At 67.6% G+C, this 15,021-nt stretch carries 13 protein-coding genes; 5 read left to right on the top strand and 8 right to left on the bottom strand.

The window, feature by feature from the left end; all coding sequences use genetic code 11:
* Positions 1–93: 93 nt before the first annotated feature.
* A complete protein-coding gene (locus BHE75_RS13675; protein ID WP_015457329.1) occupies positions 94–1,692 on the top strand; it encodes a phosphoenolpyruvate carboxykinase in 1,599 nt (532 codons plus the stop codon).
* A 101-nt stretch (positions 1,693–1,793) separates the two neighbouring features.
* On the opposite strand, the gene BHE75_RS13670 is transcribed toward BHE75_RS13675, so the two are convergent.
* The 3 genes from BHE75_RS13670 to BHE75_RS13660 are packed head-to-tail and all read right to left on the bottom strand — an operon-like array spanning position 1,794 to position 3,780.
* Positions 1,794–2,351, bottom strand: a complete 558-nt coding sequence (locus BHE75_RS13670) for an SEL1-like repeat protein (RefSeq protein ID WP_070934222.1) — start codon at positions 2,349–2,351, stop codon at positions 1,794–1,796.
* Positions 2,348–2,785 (bottom strand): NfeD family protein, encoded by a 438-nt coding sequence (locus BHE75_RS13665; protein WP_015457327.1) that lies wholly within the window; start codon positions 2,783–2,785, stop codon positions 2,348–2,350. The genes BHE75_RS13670 and BHE75_RS13665 overlap by 4 nt, the downstream gene beginning before the upstream one ends.
* Before the next feature lie 5 nt (positions 2,786–2,790).
* The gene (locus tag BHE75_RS13660; RefSeq protein ID WP_015457326.1) at positions 2,791–3,780 is read right to left on the bottom strand and encodes an SPFH domain-containing protein; all 990 of its coding nucleotides are present in this window, start codon (positions 3,778–3,780) and stop codon (positions 2,791–2,793) included.
* Between the two features lie 15 nt (positions 3,781–3,795).
* Here BHE75_RS13660 and BHE75_RS13655 point away from each other — a divergent pair, with 15 nt between their 5' ends.
* Together BHE75_RS13655 and guaB are read left to right on the top strand one after the other, a co-directional pair.
* Positions 3,796–5,421: a M20/M25/M40 family metallo-hydrolase gene (locus BHE75_RS13655; RefSeq protein ID WP_438830592.1), complete on the top strand. Its 1,626-nt coding sequence runs from the start codon at positions 3,796–3,798 to the stop codon at positions 5,419–5,421.
* 54 nt (positions 5,422–5,475) lie between these two features.
* Entirely contained in the window at positions 5,476–6,933 is a 1,458-nt protein-coding gene (gene guaB, locus BHE75_RS13650) for an IMP dehydrogenase (protein WP_015457324.1), read from the top strand.
* Between the two features lie 102 nt (positions 6,934–7,035).
* Here the strand turns inward: guaB and BHE75_RS24120 are convergent, their stop codons facing one another.
* Complete coding sequence (locus BHE75_RS24120; protein WP_070934220.1) at positions 7,036–7,710, bottom strand: PEPxxWA-CTERM sorting domain-containing protein; 675 nt, start codon at positions 7,708–7,710, stop codon at positions 7,036–7,038.
* 195 nt (positions 7,711–7,905) lie between these two features.
* On the opposite strand from BHE75_RS24120, the gene BHE75_RS13640 reads away from it, so the two are divergent.
* Together BHE75_RS13640 and BHE75_RS13635 are read left to right on the top strand one after the other, a co-directional pair.
* Complete coding sequence (locus tag BHE75_RS13640) at positions 7,906–9,105, top strand: RsmB/NOP family class I SAM-dependent RNA methyltransferase (protein ID WP_070934217.1); 1,200 nt, start codon at positions 7,906–7,908, stop codon at positions 9,103–9,105.
* A 32-nt stretch (positions 9,106–9,137) separates the two neighbouring features.
* Positions 9,138–9,662: a hypothetical protein gene (locus tag BHE75_RS13635; RefSeq protein WP_070935886.1), complete on the top strand. Its 525-nt coding sequence runs from the start codon at positions 9,138–9,140 to the stop codon at positions 9,660–9,662.
* Between the two features lie 82 nt (positions 9,663–9,744).
* Here BHE75_RS13635 and rsmA read toward each other — a convergent pair whose 3' ends face one another.
* The 4 genes from rsmA to BHE75_RS13615 form a co-directional block, all read right to left on the bottom strand.
* Positions 9,745–10,575, bottom strand: a complete 831-nt coding sequence (gene rsmA / locus BHE75_RS13630) for a 16S rRNA (adenine(1518)-N(6)/adenine(1519)-N(6))-dimethyltransferase RsmA (protein ID WP_070935884.1) — start codon at positions 10,573–10,575, stop codon at positions 9,745–9,747.
* 17 nt (positions 10,576–10,592) lie between these two features.
* Positions 10,593–11,606, bottom strand: a complete 1,014-nt coding sequence (gene pdxA / locus BHE75_RS13625; RefSeq protein WP_015457319.1) for a 4-hydroxythreonine-4-phosphate dehydrogenase PdxA — start codon at positions 11,604–11,606, stop codon at positions 10,593–10,595.
* On the bottom strand, positions 11,590–12,969 hold the full coding sequence (locus BHE75_RS13620; RefSeq protein ID WP_015457318.1) for a peptidylprolyl isomerase: 1,380 nt from the start codon (positions 12,967–12,969) through the stop codon (positions 11,590–11,592). Before BHE75_RS13620 ends, pdxA begins: the two co-directional genes overlap by 17 nt.
* 79 nt (positions 12,970–13,048) lie before the next feature.
* Positions 13,049–15,021, bottom strand: a 1,973-nt coding sequence (locus tag BHE75_RS13615; RefSeq protein ID WP_070934216.1) for an LPS-assembly protein LptD, incomplete at its 5' end; no start/stop codon positions are given.

Raw genomic sequence — 15,021 nt, 5'->3', positions numbered from 1 at the left:
CACTTTGACCCGGAATGTCTTGTCCTATATGCGCGCCGGGGACAGGGGGCGCATGCCTCCGAGACAGAAATTGTCCTGTGAAGGAGATATTACGTGTCCAGCCCGATTCCCGCCCACGACCTTGCCGCCCAGGGCATCAAAGTCGATGCGGCCCTTCACTGGAACCTGCCGACCGCGCCGCTGGTCGAGGAAGCGGTCCGTCGGGGCGAGGGCGTGCTCGCCAAGGACGGCCCGCTGGTGGTGAAGACCGGCAAGCACACCGGCCGGTCCGCCAACGACAAGTTCATCGTCCGCGATGCCGAAACCGAAAACACGGTGTGGTGGGGCAAGACGAACAAGGGCATGACGCCCGAGCATTTCGCCGCGCTGAAGGAGGATTTCCTCAAGCATCTCGGCACCAAGGAAACGCTGTTCGTCCAGGACCTCTATGGCGGATCGCAGCCGGAATATCGCGTGAACGTGCGCGTTATCAACGAATTGGCCTGGCATAACTTGTTCATCAAGACGCTGCTGGTGCGCCCCGGCGCGGAGGAGCTGCCTGGCTTCGTTCCCGAATATACCATCATCGATCTGCCCAGCTTCCGCGCCGATCCCGAACGGCACGGCGTGCGCTCGGAAACGGTCATCGCGGTCAACCTCACCGAAAAGCTGATCCTGATCGGCGGCACCGCTTATGCCGGCGAGATGAAGAAATCGGTGTTCGGCATCCTCAACTACAAGCTGCCGGTCGAAGGCGTCATGCCGATGCATTGTTCGGCCAATATCGGTCCCAAGGGAGACACGGCGGTATTCTTCGGCTTGTCCGGTACGGGCAAGACCACCTTGTCCGCCGATGCCAGCCGCACGCTGATCGGCGATGACGAGCATGGCTGGTCGGACACGGCGGTCTTCAACTTCGAAGGCGGCTGCTACGCCAAGATGATCCGCCTCTCGCCGGAAGCCGAGCCGGAGATCTACGCCACCACCAAGCGTTTCGGCACGGTGCTGGAAAATGTCGTGATCGACATGGACACGCGCGAGATCGACCTGGACGACGACAGCCTGGCCGAGAACAGCCGCGGCTCCTATCCGATCGATTTCATCCCGAACGCGTCGGAAAAGAATCTCGGCCCCGTGCCGAAGAACATCATCTTCCTGACGGCCGATGCCTATGGCGTGCTGCCGCCGATCGCGAAGCTGACGCCGGATCAGGCCATGTATCACTTCCTGTCGGGCTACACCGCGCGCGTCGCCGGCACGGAAATCGGCGTCACCGAGCCGACGGCCACCTTCTCCACCTGCTTCGGCGCGCCGTTCATGCCGCGCCATCCCTCGGTCTACGGCAATCTGCTGAAGGAACGCATCGCCAAGGGCGGGGTGGATTGCTGGCTGGTCAATACCGGCTGGACGGGCGGCTCCTACGGCGTCGGCCACCGCATGCCGATCAAGGCGACCCGCGCGCTGCTGAACGCCGCGCTGGACGGTTCGCTGAACGCGGCCACGTTCGAGATCGATCCGAACTTCGGCTTCCAGGTGCCGCAGGCGGTGCCGGGTGTCGATTCCGCGATCCTCAACCCGCGCGAAACCTGGGCCGACAAGGCCGCCTATGACGCCACCGCGCGCAAGCTGGTCGACCAGTTCATCGAGAACTTCTCCCAGTTCGCGGATCATGTGGACGAAGGCGTGCGGCAGGCGGCGCCCAAGGCCGCCTGAACCTGTTTCGGGGCCTCGCCCCCGGAAAGATTAGGAGAGCGGGGGCGCGTCTGGCGACGGACGCGCCCCTTTTTCTTGGCCGGGATATCCCGGAAGGGAGATCAGGTGCTGGGGCCGTTCATGATGGCGGCATAGCGGGCGCGGGCCGGCGGATAGCCGCCATCCGCCGCCTGCTTCAGAAGCTTCAGGCCCTTGCGGTAGGACGGCCGGGCAGCACGCCCTTCGATATGCATCAGAGCGCGGCGATAGGCGGCCTCGGGCAGACCGGGCTCGCCGGGGCCGATGGTATGGGGCATGACCCGGCCGGGCTGGCCGCCGACGCCGGGCACATAGATCCAGAGTGTGCCCGGCTTGGGCGTGGCGGCGATCTTGTAGAGATCCTCGGCCCGTTCGGGATCGCGGGCGATGCCGTCGCCGGCTTCCAGACGGCGGGCCAGTTCCGTCATCATCCGGCGATCGCCGGTGGCCGCCCAGCAGCGAACCTGCTCGGTCGTCATCCGGCCGCGAATGGTGGCAAGGATCAGGTGCATGTCGCCGGCGGCGTCGCGGATCAGCGCGGTTACGCGTTCCTGCGCGGGCGCGCAGGCAGGTTTCGCGGCCGCGGGCAGGGGCGCAAGCCACAGCGCGGCGGCCAGCGCCGCGCGCCGGCGGTGCTTCATAATGGCCCCACGATCAGCGTATTGCCCTGCGCGCCGACGACGCGCACCGTCGTCCCGCTCGGCGCCTCCGGGCCGGAGGCGTTCCATACGCCGTCGCCCACGCGCACCCGTCCGTGGCCCTCGCCGATCGGTTCCACCACCGTCACGATCTCGCCGATCAGGCGGGCGGTGCGATCGTTGAGCATCGGATCGGGCGACTCGGCCGGATAGACCTTCATGTAGCGCCGGCCGGCATAGACCGCCGCCAGCGCGGCGATGGCGAAGACCAGCGCCTGCAACGGCACCGAAAGCGCGAAGAAGAAGGCGATCGCGCCGGTGATGGCCGCGGCCGCCGCCAGCCAGATCAGGAAGAAGCCGGGCAGCACGATTTCCGCGATCGCCAGCACGATCGCGGCGATCAGCCACAGCCAGTGGGGATCGAGATCGAACGGCATCGCCGTCACCCCTGCTGCTCGAACGGGCCGGGCCGGCGCGGGGCGACCGGCCGGGATGGGGCGGGCGGCGGTCCATCCCGGCCCGATCCGTCCTTGCCCAGCGCTTCCCTGGCCAGTTCGCCGATACCGCCCAGCGTGCCGATCAGCTGGGTCGCCTCGACCGGGAACAGGATCGTCTTGGCATTGGGCGATGTCGCGAATTGCTGGACGGCATCGACATATTTCTGCGCGACGAAATAGTTGATCGCCTGCACATTGCCTTCGGCGATGGCATCGGAAACTAGGCGGGTCGCCTTGGCCTCCGCCTCGGCCGAACGCTCGCGCGCCTCGGCATCGCGGAACGCCGCCTCGCGCCGGCCCTCGGCCTGCAGGATCTGGCCCTGCTTCTCGCCTTCGGCGCGCAGGATCTCGGACGCGCGCATGCCTTCGGCTTCCAGGATCGACGCGCGTTTCTCGCGTTCGGCCTTCATCTGCCGCGCCATGGAATTCACGATGTCCTGCGGCGGCCGGATGTCCTTCACCTCGACGCGGGTGATCTTCACGCCCCAGGCGGTGGTGGCGTGATCGACCACGTTGAGCAGCCGGGCGTTGATCTCGTCGCGCTTGGACAGCGTCTCGTCCAGGTCCATCGATCCCATTACCGTGCGCAGGTTGGTGGTGGTGAGCTGGAGCAACGCGAAGTTGAGGTCGGAAACCTCATAGGCCGCCTTGGCCGCGTCCAGCACCTGGAAGAACACCACGCCGTCCACCGAGACCATGGCATTGTCGCGGGTGATGATCTCCTGCCCCGGAATGTCGACAACCTGCTCCATCATGTTGATCTTGCGGCCGACGCGGTAGAAAAAGGGGATGTAGAAATTGAAGCCCGGCTGCGCCACGGCGACGAACTTGCCGAAATATTCGATGGTATACTGATAGCCTTGGCGCACCACCGTCACGCCGGCCGCGACGAACATGATCGCGAGTATCAGCAGAACCAGTGCCAGCGTGCCCATCGGCCATATCCCTCCATGCCCTTGTCGTTTGCGGGAGTGTGCATCGGCGGGGGCCGCCATCCAAATGGAATCGTCAGGATGGAATCGGCCGTGGCGTCTTGTGCTGCGCGCCCGATGCTGTCATTGCGCGCCATGGGCCGTTTACCCTTGGCGATTCCGCCGCNCCTGTTTCTAGCCGCCNTTCCCCTGCAACCGCNCGGCGCGCGTCCGGCGGCCGAGGCGGACGTAGAAGCGCGGCTGCGCGGCCATATCGAAACGCTTGCCGCCGATGCGATGGAAGGCCGCAAGCCCGGCACGCCGGGGGGCGACCTCGCGGCCGGCTATATCGCCAGCCAGTTCGCGGGGCTTGGCCTCGTTCCCGGCGGCGGCGATGGCGGCTTCTACCAGCCGGTGAAGCTGGTGGAGCGGCGATCGGGCACGATCGCGGCCGATTGGCGGATCGCCGGCACCGTTGTTTCGATCGCGCCCGCGGAAATGGCGCTGCGCGGCGGGGACGGCGCCGTCCGCACCGCCGCGCTGCCGATCGTCTTCGGCGGCTATGGCGTGGAGGATGCCAGGGCCGGCCTCCATCCTTTCGATGGCGTGGACGTAAAGGGTGCCGCCGTCCTCATCCTCTCCGGCCAGCCGGAAGGCGTGGCCCATGCGCCCGGCTATGCGGCCCGGCGCGAGGCGCTGCTGAAGGCCGGGGCCGCCGCCGTGCTCCGCATCGAGACGGACGAGCAGGGCTGGCCGCAGCTTCGAGACACGCTGAACGAACCACGCAACGAGCTTGCGGATGATGCGCCGGCGCCGATCACGGGCGCGCTTTCGCCGGCAGCGTGGCAGCGTATCGCCGAGGCGGCCGGGCTTTCGGCCCTGACGCCGGCCGATATGGTGAAGCGCGATTTCCGCGCCCGCCGGATCGACGGCACCGCCGCCTTCTCGATCGACAATGTCAGCCGGCCCTATACCAGCTGGAACATCGTCGGCCGGTTGCCCGGCAGCGATCCCGCGGCCGGCGCGCTCCTCTATCTCGCCCATTGGGACCATCTCGGCCTCTGCCGGCCCGAAGGCGTGCCCGATCGTATCTGCAACGGCGCGGTGGACAATGCCAGCGGCGTCGCGATGATGCTGGAGGTGGCGCGCGGCCTGATCCAGTCCGGCAAGCGGCCGGTGCGCGATATCTGGTTCGTCGCGACGACGGCGGAGGAAATGGGCCTGCTCGGCGCCCATGCGCTGGCCAAGGCGCCGCCCGTCGATGCCGCGAAGATCGCTGCCGTCCTCAATTTCGATACGGTCGCCATCGCCCCGCGCGGGGCGCCGGTGGCGATGCTCGGCCGTGGCCAGCCCGCGCTCGACGCCGCCGTCGATGCGGTTTCGCGCCGCATGGGCCGGCGGATCAACCCGTCCGATGCCGCCAACGCGCTTGCCCAGCGGCAGGATGGCTGGGCCTTCGCCCAGCAGGGCATTCCCGCCGCGATGGTGGGCGGATCGCTCAACATGGACCTGCTCCAGGCCTATCTGGGCCAGGAATATCACAAGCCGGGCGACGATCTTTCCCAGCCTCTGCCGCTCGATGGCGTCGCGCAGGATGTGGAATTGCACGTCGCCCTCGGCCTGATGCTCGCCGATCCCAAACGCTATCGACCGCCGCCCCGGTAGAAATTTCGCTCCGCCATCCCCATAAACCTGCCTCGACCACCTGGATCTTGCCCCATGGAAATCAGCCTCGGCCTCACCTTCGACGACGTTCTCCTCATCCCCGGCGCTTCGGAAGTGCTGCCCAGCCAGGCCGATACGCGCACGATGGTGACGCGGGAGATCGGGCTCAACATCCCGATCCTCTCCTCCGCCATGGATACCGTGACGGAAGCGGACATGGCGATCGTCATGGCCCAGCTCGGCGGGCTCGGCGTGCTCCACCGCAACCTGACGGTCGAGGAACAGGCCGCCGCCGTCCGCCAGGTGAAGCGCTTCGAAAGCGGCATGGTGGTGAACCCCATCACCATCACCCCCGATGCCACGCTCGGCGACGCGCAGGCGCTGATGGCGCGGCACAAGATTTCGGGCATCCCGGTCGTCGAGGCGTCGGGCAAGCTCGTCGGCATCCTCACCAACCGTGACGTCCGCTTCGCTGAAAAGCCGGGCCAGCCGGTGGCCGAGCTGATGACCAGCCAGAACCTCGCCACCGTCCGCCCCGGCGTCAACCAGGAGGAGGCGCGCCGCCTGCTCCACCAGCGCCGCATCGAAAAGCTGCTGGTGGTGGACGACAATTATCGCTGCATCGGCCTGATCACCGTGAAGGACATCGAGAAGGCCGTCACCTACCCGGATGCCACCAAGGACGCGAACGGCCGCCTGCGCGTCGCCGCGGCCACCACGGTGGGCGACAAGGGCTTCGAGCGGACCGAGGCACTGGTCGATGCCGAATGCGACCTGATCGTCATCGATACCGCCCACGGCCACAATGCCGATGTCGCCCGCGCGGTGGAGCGGGTGAAGCGCCTGTCCAACTCCGTTCAGGTCGTTGCCGGCAACGTCGCGACGGCGGAGGCGACCCGCGCCCTGATCGATGCGGGGGCGGACGGCATCAAGGTCGGCATCGGGCCGGGCTCGATCTGCACCACCCGCGTCGTCGCCGGCGTCGGCGTGCCACAGCTCACCGCCGTCATGGAATCGGCCGAAGAGGCGATGAAGGCCGGCGTGCCGGTGATCGCCGATGGCGGCCTGCGCACCTCGGGCGATCTCGCCAAGGCGCTGGCGGCCGGCGCGTCGACCGTGATGGTCGGGTCGCTGCTGGCAGGCACCGAGGAAGCGCCCGGCGAAACCTTCATCTACCAGGGGCGCGCCTATAAGAGCTATCGCGGCATGGGCTCTGTGGGCGCGATGGCGCGCGGATCGGCCGACCGCTATTTCCAGCAGGACATCAAGGACCAGATGAAGCTGGTGCCGGAAGGGATCGAAGGGCAGGTGCCCTTCAAGGGGCCGGCCAAGGACATCATCCACCAGCTCGTCGGCGGCGTGAAGGCGGCGATGGGCTATACCGGCGCGCCCTCCATCCCCGAATTGCAGAAGCGTGCGCGCTTCGTGCGCATCACCAATGCCGGCCTGCGCGAAAGCCACGTCCATGATGTGACGATCACGCGCGAGGCGCCCAATTATCCGACGCGCTGAGCGGCGGGCATGAAAGGCAAAGCCCGGCCGGTGCGGAACCGGCCGGGCTTCCTCGTTTCAGTCGCGGTGCGGCGGCCTCGTTTCAGTCGCGGTGCGGCGGCTTCAGGCGAAGCTGACCGAGACGCTGGCGCGGCGACGGCGGATGGCGCCGCCCACCATGCCGAAGCCGGTGATCATCATCGCCCAGGTCGCCGGTTCGGGAACGGCCGGCAGATGTTCGTTGAAGCCGGTCACGAGGCCCTGGTTCCAGTCATAGGGATAGGCCGAGAAGCGGCTGTTGGTGAGGCCGCTATTCTTGTCGGTATCGAGGAAGAGCCGGCCGCTGCCGAGATCGAACGAACGGATCGTCAGCAGCAGGTTGCCCTGGGTGGGATCATAATCGAACGCCTGCGACAGATCGATGTCGAGCCGGCCATCGGCCAGCACCGGCAGCGCGCCGTCGAACACCTGGATGAAGGACGCGTCTAGCCACGCGCCGGCGCTGGTATCGAACGTGTCGATCGCGGCGGACGTGGTGGACAGGTAGATCTGGAAGCTCCCGGTGCGCGGGGTGCCGCCCGGCGTCTGCGAATTGTAGAAGCTGAGCTGGCTGATGTTGATCCCCGAACCGAAGCTCGAGGCATTATAGACCTGCTGGTAATAATAGCCGAAGCCCGGATCGCCGAACGGAATCCCGTTGCTCGAATCGGCGCTACCGATCACCACGGCCTGTGCTGGCGAAAGCGCCGCTGCGGCGCAGAACGCGGCCACGGCCGCCTGGAACAGAAATTTGCTCACCCCAATGCTCCTCTTGAACGAGTGTTCGCTCAATGCCTTATGAAGATATCGGGCAGGCGGTTGGCAGCGCCGGCCACGGGGCCGTGGCTATGGGGCGTTTGCGACATGTCGGTGACAATGGTTAATGAAAATTAAGACAGTTCAGTGAATTAAGGGCGGATTGTCGCAGAATGACACAATGAAGGGCCACAACCGATGACGCCTGCCGGCCGCGCGCAGGCGGCGATCGACCTGCTCGACGAGATCATTGCCGCCGCCGCACGGGGCGGGGCGGCTGCTGACACGCTGATCGCGCGCTATTTCAAGGCGCGCCGCTATGCCGGGTCGAAGGACAGGCGGGCGGTGCGCGACCTCGTCTATCGCGCGATCCGCCGCGCGGGCGAGGTGCCGGCAAGCGGCCGCGCGGCGCTGATCGGCCTCGCCGTCGACGATCCCGCGCTCGCAGCTGCCTTCGACGGATCGGCCGTGGGCCCCGCGCCGATCGCGGCCGGGGAGGCGGCGGCGCCCGCCGGCATCGCGCCAGTCTGGCTGATGGAGCGGCTCGGCCGCTCGCTGGACGAGGCCCAGCTTTCGGCGCTGCTCGATCGCGCGCCGCTCGATATCCGCGTCAATGCGCTCAAGGCGAGCCGGGCGGAGGTTCAGGCGCTGATCCCGGGCGCCGAGCCCACGCCCCATGCGCCCATGGGGCTGCGCCTGCCGGAAGGCACGCAGGTGGAGGCGCTGCCCGCCTTCGCCCAGGGCCTGTTCGAGGTGCAGGACGAAGGCAGCCAGATCGTCACCGCCGCAGCCGATGCCCGGCCGGGGATGACGGTGGTGGATCTCTGCGCCGGCGCTGGGGGAAAGACGCTGGCGCTCGTCGCCGCCATGGAGAATCGGGGCCGGCTGATCGCCTGCGATGCCGATCGCGCGCGCCTGTCCCGCCTCGCCCCGCGCGCCGAACGGGCCGGCATCGGTCCGGTTGAGACTCGGCTGCTGGACGGCGGGCGGGAGGCGGATGCGCTGGCGGACCTGCGCGATGCCGTGGACGTCGTGCTGGTGGATGCGCCCTGTTCCGGCACCGGCACCTGGCGCCGCAACCCGGAGGCGCGCTGGCGGCTCACGCCTGAACGGCTCGATCGGCTGGTGGCGTTGCAGGCACGGCTGATCCGGGTGGCCGCCGCGCTTGTCCGGCCGGGCGGATATCTGGTCTATATCGTTTGTTCTCTGGTGGATGAGGAAGGGGCCGGGCAAGTGGCGACGTTCCTGGCGGATCATGCCGGATGGTCGGCGGCGGAACCGCTGCCCGTTCAGACTGGGCTCATCGCCGGCAGCCCATATGGGGCCGGATTGCGGCTGACACCGGCGACAGACGGGACGGACGGCTTTTTCGTCGCTAGACTGCACCGGCCATGGTAGAAGCCCGCCAAGAGACCCTCACGGAGTTGTTCATGCGTTTGTCTCCGATCGCCCTTGTCATCTCCCTGGCCTTCGCCACGGTTTCCAGCGTCGGCTACGGCCAGAAGCCGGACGATCAGATCAATCCCCGCTCGCTGGCGCTGATGCAGCAGGGCGAAGCCGCGCGCCGCGCGGGCAATCTTGTCGCCGCCAACGATTATCTCGAAACCGCGCTCGCGGTCGATCCGCGCAACCGCGCCGCCTTCGTGGCGCTGGGCCGTGTCGCCCAGGCGCAGGAACTGCCGGGCAAGGCGATCCGCTTCTATCGCGAGGCGCTGGCGCTGGAACCCAATGATCTCGCCGCGCTGACCGCGCAGGGCGAGGCGCTGGTGCAGAAGGGCGCGGTCGATCGCGCCAAGGCCAACCTCGCGCGCATCCGCACGCTGTGCAAGGCGGAATGCGGCCAAGCGACCGAGCTTGCTGCCGCCATCGCCAAGGGCCCGCCGCCCGCCGTCGTCACCGCCCAGGCGGGAACCATGGTCGCGCCCAAGAGCCAGGAACCGGCGGCCAAGCAGTAAGAAGCAGGGGAGGGGGCGTTCGGCCCCCTTCTTCTTTTCGGATCCGTTCTCTCTTTCGGGACGGGGCGTCCGCGAACTGGCGTTACCGCCCCATGATGCGGGCGATCGCCACGAATTCGTCGACCGACAGGGTTTCCGCCCGCCGCTGCGGATCGATCCCGATCCGGTCCAGCGCGTCCAGCGCGCCGGGAACGCCCTTCAGGCTCTGGCGCAGCATCTTGCGGCGCTGGCCGAAGGCGGCGGCCGTGATCCGTTCGAGATCGGCGAGCTTCACGCCCTCCGGCTGGGCGGCCGGCACGATATGGACGACGGCGGACATCACCTTGGGCGGCGGCACGAAGGCGGATCGATGGACGGTGAAGGCCAGCCGCGCGGTCGCGCGCCATTGCGCCAGCACCGCCAGCCGCCCGTAAGCGGAGGTGCCGGGCGCCGCGACGATGCGTTCGGCGACTTCCTTCTGGAACATCAGGGTCAGCGATCGCCACCAGGGCGGCCACGCCTCGCTGCCCAGCCAGTTCACCAGTAGGGCGGTGCCGACATTATAGGGCAGGTTGGCGACGATATGGGCGCCCCGGCCGGCCTCGGCCTCGGCATCCACCTCCAGCGCGTCGCCGGAAATTACCCGCAGCCGGCCGCCCGATGCCTCGTCCAGTTCCGCAAGCGCCGGCAGGCAGCGGCGATCGCGCTCCACCGCAACCACATTCGCCCCGGCGCCCAGCAGCGCGCGGGTCAGGCCGCCGGGGCCGGGGCCGACCTCGAACACGGTCTCGCCCTCCAGCGATCCCGGCACGCGGGCGATGCGATCGAGCAGCTGGCCGTCGAACAGGAAGTTCTGGCCCAGCGCCTTGGATGCGGAAAGCCCGTGGCGCGCGATCACGTCGCGCAGCGGCGGCAGCGCCTTCAGGCCGTCCATCCTCGCGTCGTCCACCGTCACGCCATGCAGCGGAAGCCGGCGGCCTCGCCGGCCATGCGGATCGCGGAGATCATCGCGCCGGGATTGGCCTTGTCGCGGCCGGCAATCTCGAAGGCGGTGCCGTGATCGGGCGCGGTGCGCACGATCGGCAGGCCCAGCGTCATGTTGACGCCTTCGTCGAAATGCAGCGTCTTCAGGGGGATCAGCGCCTGATCGTGATAGAGGCAGATCGCCGCGTCATATTGCGCGCGGGCGCGGGCATGGAACATCGTGTCGGCGGCCAGCGGCCCCATCACGTCCACGCCTTCGCTGCGCAATATCTCGATCGCGGGGATGATGAAGTCGATCTCCTCGCGGCCCAGCGCGCCGCCCTCGCCGGCATGGGGGTTGAAGCCGGCGATCACCAGGCGGGGCTTCTCGATGCCGAAATTGCGGATCAGCCCCCGCTCGGTGGCCCTGGCCTTGGCCACGATCAGGTCGATGCTCAGCAATGCCTGCACTTCGGCCAACGGCACATGCGTCGTCACCGGCACGGTGCGCAGGCTGGGGCCGGCGAGCATCATAACCGCATTGGCGCCGGAAATGCCGCAGCGTTCGGCCACGAACTCGGTCTGGCCGGGATGGACGAAGCCGATCGAATAAAGCTGGGCCTTGGAAACGGGCCCCGTCACCAGCGCGCCGGCCGCGCCCGATCGGGTGAGGCCCACCGCCAGCTCCAGCGAATCGAGCGAGCAGCGCGCGCCGGCCATATTGGGTTCGCCGGGAATGATCTCGCCGGCATCCTCCATCTGGATGAGCGGCAGCGCGTGCGCGAAGGTGCGCAGCGCCTCGTCGGGCGATCCGATGCGCTGGAGGGGGCCATCCCATACCGCGACGATCGAGCGGGCGTCGCCCACCGCGAAGAAGGGCGGCACGCAGGCGTCGTGGCGCGCCTCCCAGGCCTTGGCGACGATTTCGGGGCCGATCCCGGCGGGATCGCCAAGCGCGACCGCCAGAGGCGGGATCGGGGGCGAATCAGCGATAATCGACAACCGCGTCTCGCCTGAGGTCGCGCAGATAGCGGCGGGCGCGGCGGTTGACGCGCTCTTCCTCCATCTGGGCAAGGATCTGGTCGAAGGACGGGCCGGAACCGACCTGGCTTTCGTCGCGGCCGCACAGCACCAGCACGCGCACGCCGTCGCCCAGCGATCCGAAGGGCGCGGTGGCCTGGCCGATCTGCAGGTCGATCATCATCTTCTGCAGCGGGGCCGGCAGATCGCGGATGCGGACCTGATCGTTGTCGATCACTTCCGCGCCGATGTCCTTGGCCACTTTCTCCACCGTGCCGCAGCCGGTGATATGCTTCATCGCCGTGGCGAACTGCTCCACCTTGGGCGTCGCTTCGGCCTGCGTCATCCCCTTGGGGAAGCTGATCGATACCTGCTTGAGCGCCAGCTGCGCATCGGCGGGATCGGCCATCAGCACCTGGCGCTTGTCCACCAGCGCGATGATCGAATAGCCGCCGGGAACGGGCACGGGATCGCTGATCTGGCCGCGCTCCAGCGAGGCCGCGGCGGCCGCCAGCGAATCCGGCAGCTGTTCGCCGCGCACCCAGCCCAGGTCGCCGCCCACGGCCGCCGTCGATGCTTCGGAGAATTGCCGCGCATAAGCGACGAAGGATGCGCCCTGGCGGATCTGGTCCACGATCCGATGGGCGTTCTGCACCACCTCGTCATTGCTGTCGGGCGTGGCGGACAGGAAGATTTCGGCGATATGCAGCTCTGTCGCGCCCTTGGAGGCGTTGAGCCGCTGGATCACCGCGTTCACTTCTTCCTCGCCGACATTGACGAAGGGCTCGACGCGGCGGCCCAGCAGGCGGCGCCAGGCAAGCTCGCCCTCGATCTGGCGGCGGAGCGACGCGGCGGAGGCGCCCTGTTCGCGCAGATAGGCGGCGAACTGATCGGGCGTGCGCTTGAAGTTGCCGGCCACGCGGGCGAAGGTCTGGTCGATCTCGGCCGACGTGATCGTGATCTCGTTGGCCTTGGCCTCCTGGATCTGCAGCGTCTCGTCGATCAGGTTGCGCAGCACCTGCAGCTTCAGCCGCTCGCGCTCATCGTCGCTCACCTTGCCGCCATTGGCCGCCACCACCAGCGCCAGCCGCTGATCGACGTCCGTGTCGGTGATGATCGTGCCGTTGACGATCGCGGTCGCCTTGCGGACCGATGGATCGGAAGGCCCGAAGATGGTCAGGTCCTTCGGCAGGTTGAGCGCGGAAGCCGGGGCCGCGGCATCGTCTTCCACCGTTTGCGCCGGCAGCGCCGACATCGACAGGCCTGCAAGAACCGCGGCGGCAACGCCCAATCCGGGCCGGAAACGCAGCAACGCCTTGCGATTGTTCCTGAACTGCGCCTTCACTCTCACCCCATCGAATACTGGTATCGGAAAACAGGTCGCTTCAAGCGCATATTTTGCGCAGCGGCGGCTGAACGCAGGCTTAGCGGCCCAAATTCTTCAGCGCTACCCGCAACAGGAAGGTATTGCCGCGGCGGGCATCGCCGGTGGCGTCATAGTCGCGCCGCCACGTCACGCCAAGCTCAATGCACTCGTCGTCGTAAAGGAAGCCCAGCCGGTGGCGGACGGGCTCGAACCCGTCGGCCTGCGACAGGGGGTCCTCCTGCCGGCCGGTGAGGTCGATCACCGTCGATCCGAAGACGGACCAGTAACGCGCCAGCTGCAGCCGCGCGCCCAGCCGCACCTCCTCGCGGTCGCGCAGATCCTCGATCGAGGGATCGATGTCGCGGTTGAGGCGCAGATAGGCGGCCGTCACATAGGTGCGGCTGCTGCCCAGCGTCAGGTCCATCTCGTTACGGCGGATGGCGAGATTGTCCTTGTCCAGCCGATAACGGTGCGTGAACTCAACAAAATTGCCGTATTTCAATGTGGTGCGGCCGACGATGTCGGAATGGCGATCCGAAAGACCGGTGCCTTCGGGCAGGATCGACGGGCGGCTGTTCAGCCGATAGCTCTGCCCCACCACGCTGCGCAGCGAGAAGCGCGGCAGGTCCACCGCCCATTCCACGCCATAGGTGACGCGGCTGCCATCCTCCCACCGGTCGTAGCCGGGGAAGCGGTTGAGCGCGAACAGGTTCGAATCCTCGAGGTCGACGGCGCGGGCATCCTCGTTGGGGATATCGAGATTCTTGGTGCGCGGCGTCGCCACCATCTGCACGCGCGGCGTGATCTGCTGCGTCCCGCCCAGGAACTCGCCCACGAACGGCCAGCGCATGTCGGCGGCGAGCGCGCCGATCGCGCGGCCTTCCCAGCCGGCCTTGCCGCGATAGCTGGGCGTCAGCGTCGATAGGACATCGTCCGTATGGTAGATGTCGGCGCGGCTATAGGCGGTCAGCGTCAATTCCTGGCCCAGCCCGGTATATTGGCGCAGGTCCCAGCGCGCGCCGGCGAAGGCGCGCTGCGTATCCTGGCCCGCCGTGCGCAATATGGCGAGGCTGTTGGCCTGGATCTGCACCTTGCCGCCCAGCAGCGGATCGTCCAGCCGCAGGCGATAGTCGATCGCCGGCAGCGCGATCGGCTGGTTGCCGCCCTTGTCCTCGGCGCGCAGGCTCTGCACCGCCCAGCCCGCGATCGACAGATAACTGTCGGCGTCGATCCGCTCGAGGTTGAAGGTGGAACGCAGCCGATCGTCGCGCGATATGTCGTAGCGGCGCAGGAAGGTCTTGTCGGTGGTGACGCGGGTGGAGGCGCTCAGGCTCCATTGCGGATCGAACTGGAAGCGACCGTTCGCCTCGAAATAGCCGCGTATGTCGCGGCTGCTGTCCGCCGTCGGATCGTCGACGATGCTGGGCGACTGCCGCCGGCTATATGTCAGGAACCCGCCGACGCTATAGGCGCCGAGGGAGGTCAACTCGCGATATTGCGCCTCGATCCCCGGCAGCACGCTGGAATAGATGTGCGGCGTCAGCGTCACGTCCCGATTGGGGGCGAGCTGGATGTAATAGGGCGTCGCGATCTCGAAGCCGTTGGTGCGGCTGTAGTTGACGTTCGGCATCAGCAGGCCCGAGCCGCCACCCTCGCTGCCGTCGGGGTGGGAGAGGCCGGGCAGCCAGATCAAGGGCTGGCCGAACAGGGTGAGCTTCGCATCGTCGTAGGATATGCGCCGCTTGACCGGATCGTGGACGACGCGGACGGCGGTGATCTTCCAGCTCGGATTCTTGGGGCATCCATCCGGGTTGGTGACGTGACAGGGCGTGTAGGCGGCGTGATCCAGCGTCGATACGCCGTTCACCCGCGTGCCTTTGTCCGCCGCCAGCCGGCCGCCATCGTCCAGCACCAGCAGCAGATTTTCGATCACGCCGTCCTTCAGCGTGTCGGTCAGCCGCACATTGTCGCCATAAGCGGTGTCGCCGGCGGGATTGACGACGGCGACATTGCCCTCGGCCGTCACCTCGC

The sequence above is a fragment of the Edaphosphingomonas haloaromaticamans genome (genome assembly GCF_001853345.1).
Lineage (GTDB): Bacteria > Pseudomonadota > Alphaproteobacteria > Sphingomonadales > Sphingomonadaceae > Sphingomonas_E > Sphingomonas_E fennica.
This window is presented reverse-complemented; position numbering and strand designations above follow the sequence as displayed.

Bases quoted from the DNA above. Each gene is read 5' to 3' on its own strand.
- BHE75_RS13635 (WP_070935886.1), top strand. From the start codon at position 9,138: ATGCGTTTGTCTCCGATCGCCCTTGTCATCTCCCTGGCCTTCGCCACG.
- BHE75_RS13665 (WP_015457327.1), bottom strand. From the start codon at position 2,785: ATGCCGTTCGATCTCGATCCCCACTGGCTGTGGCTGATCGCCGCGATC.
- rsmA (WP_070935884.1), bottom strand. From the start codon at position 10,575: ATGGACGGCCTGAAGGCGCTGCCGCCGCTGCGCGACGTGATCGCGCGC.
- BHE75_RS13670 (WP_070934222.1), bottom strand. From the start codon at position 2,351: ATGAAGCACCGCCGGCGCGCGGCGCTGGCCGCCGCGCTGTGGCTTGCG.
- guaB (WP_015457324.1), top strand. From the start codon at position 5,476: ATGGAAATCAGCCTCGGCCTCACCTTCGACGACGTTCTCCTCATCCCC.
- BHE75_RS13660 (WP_015457326.1), bottom strand. From the start codon at position 3,780: ATGGGCACGCTGGCACTGGTTCTGCTGATACTCGCGATCATGTTCGTC.
- BHE75_RS13640 (WP_070934217.1), top strand. From the start codon at position 7,906: ATGACGCCTGCCGGCCGCGCGCAGGCGGCGATCGACCTGCTCGACGAG.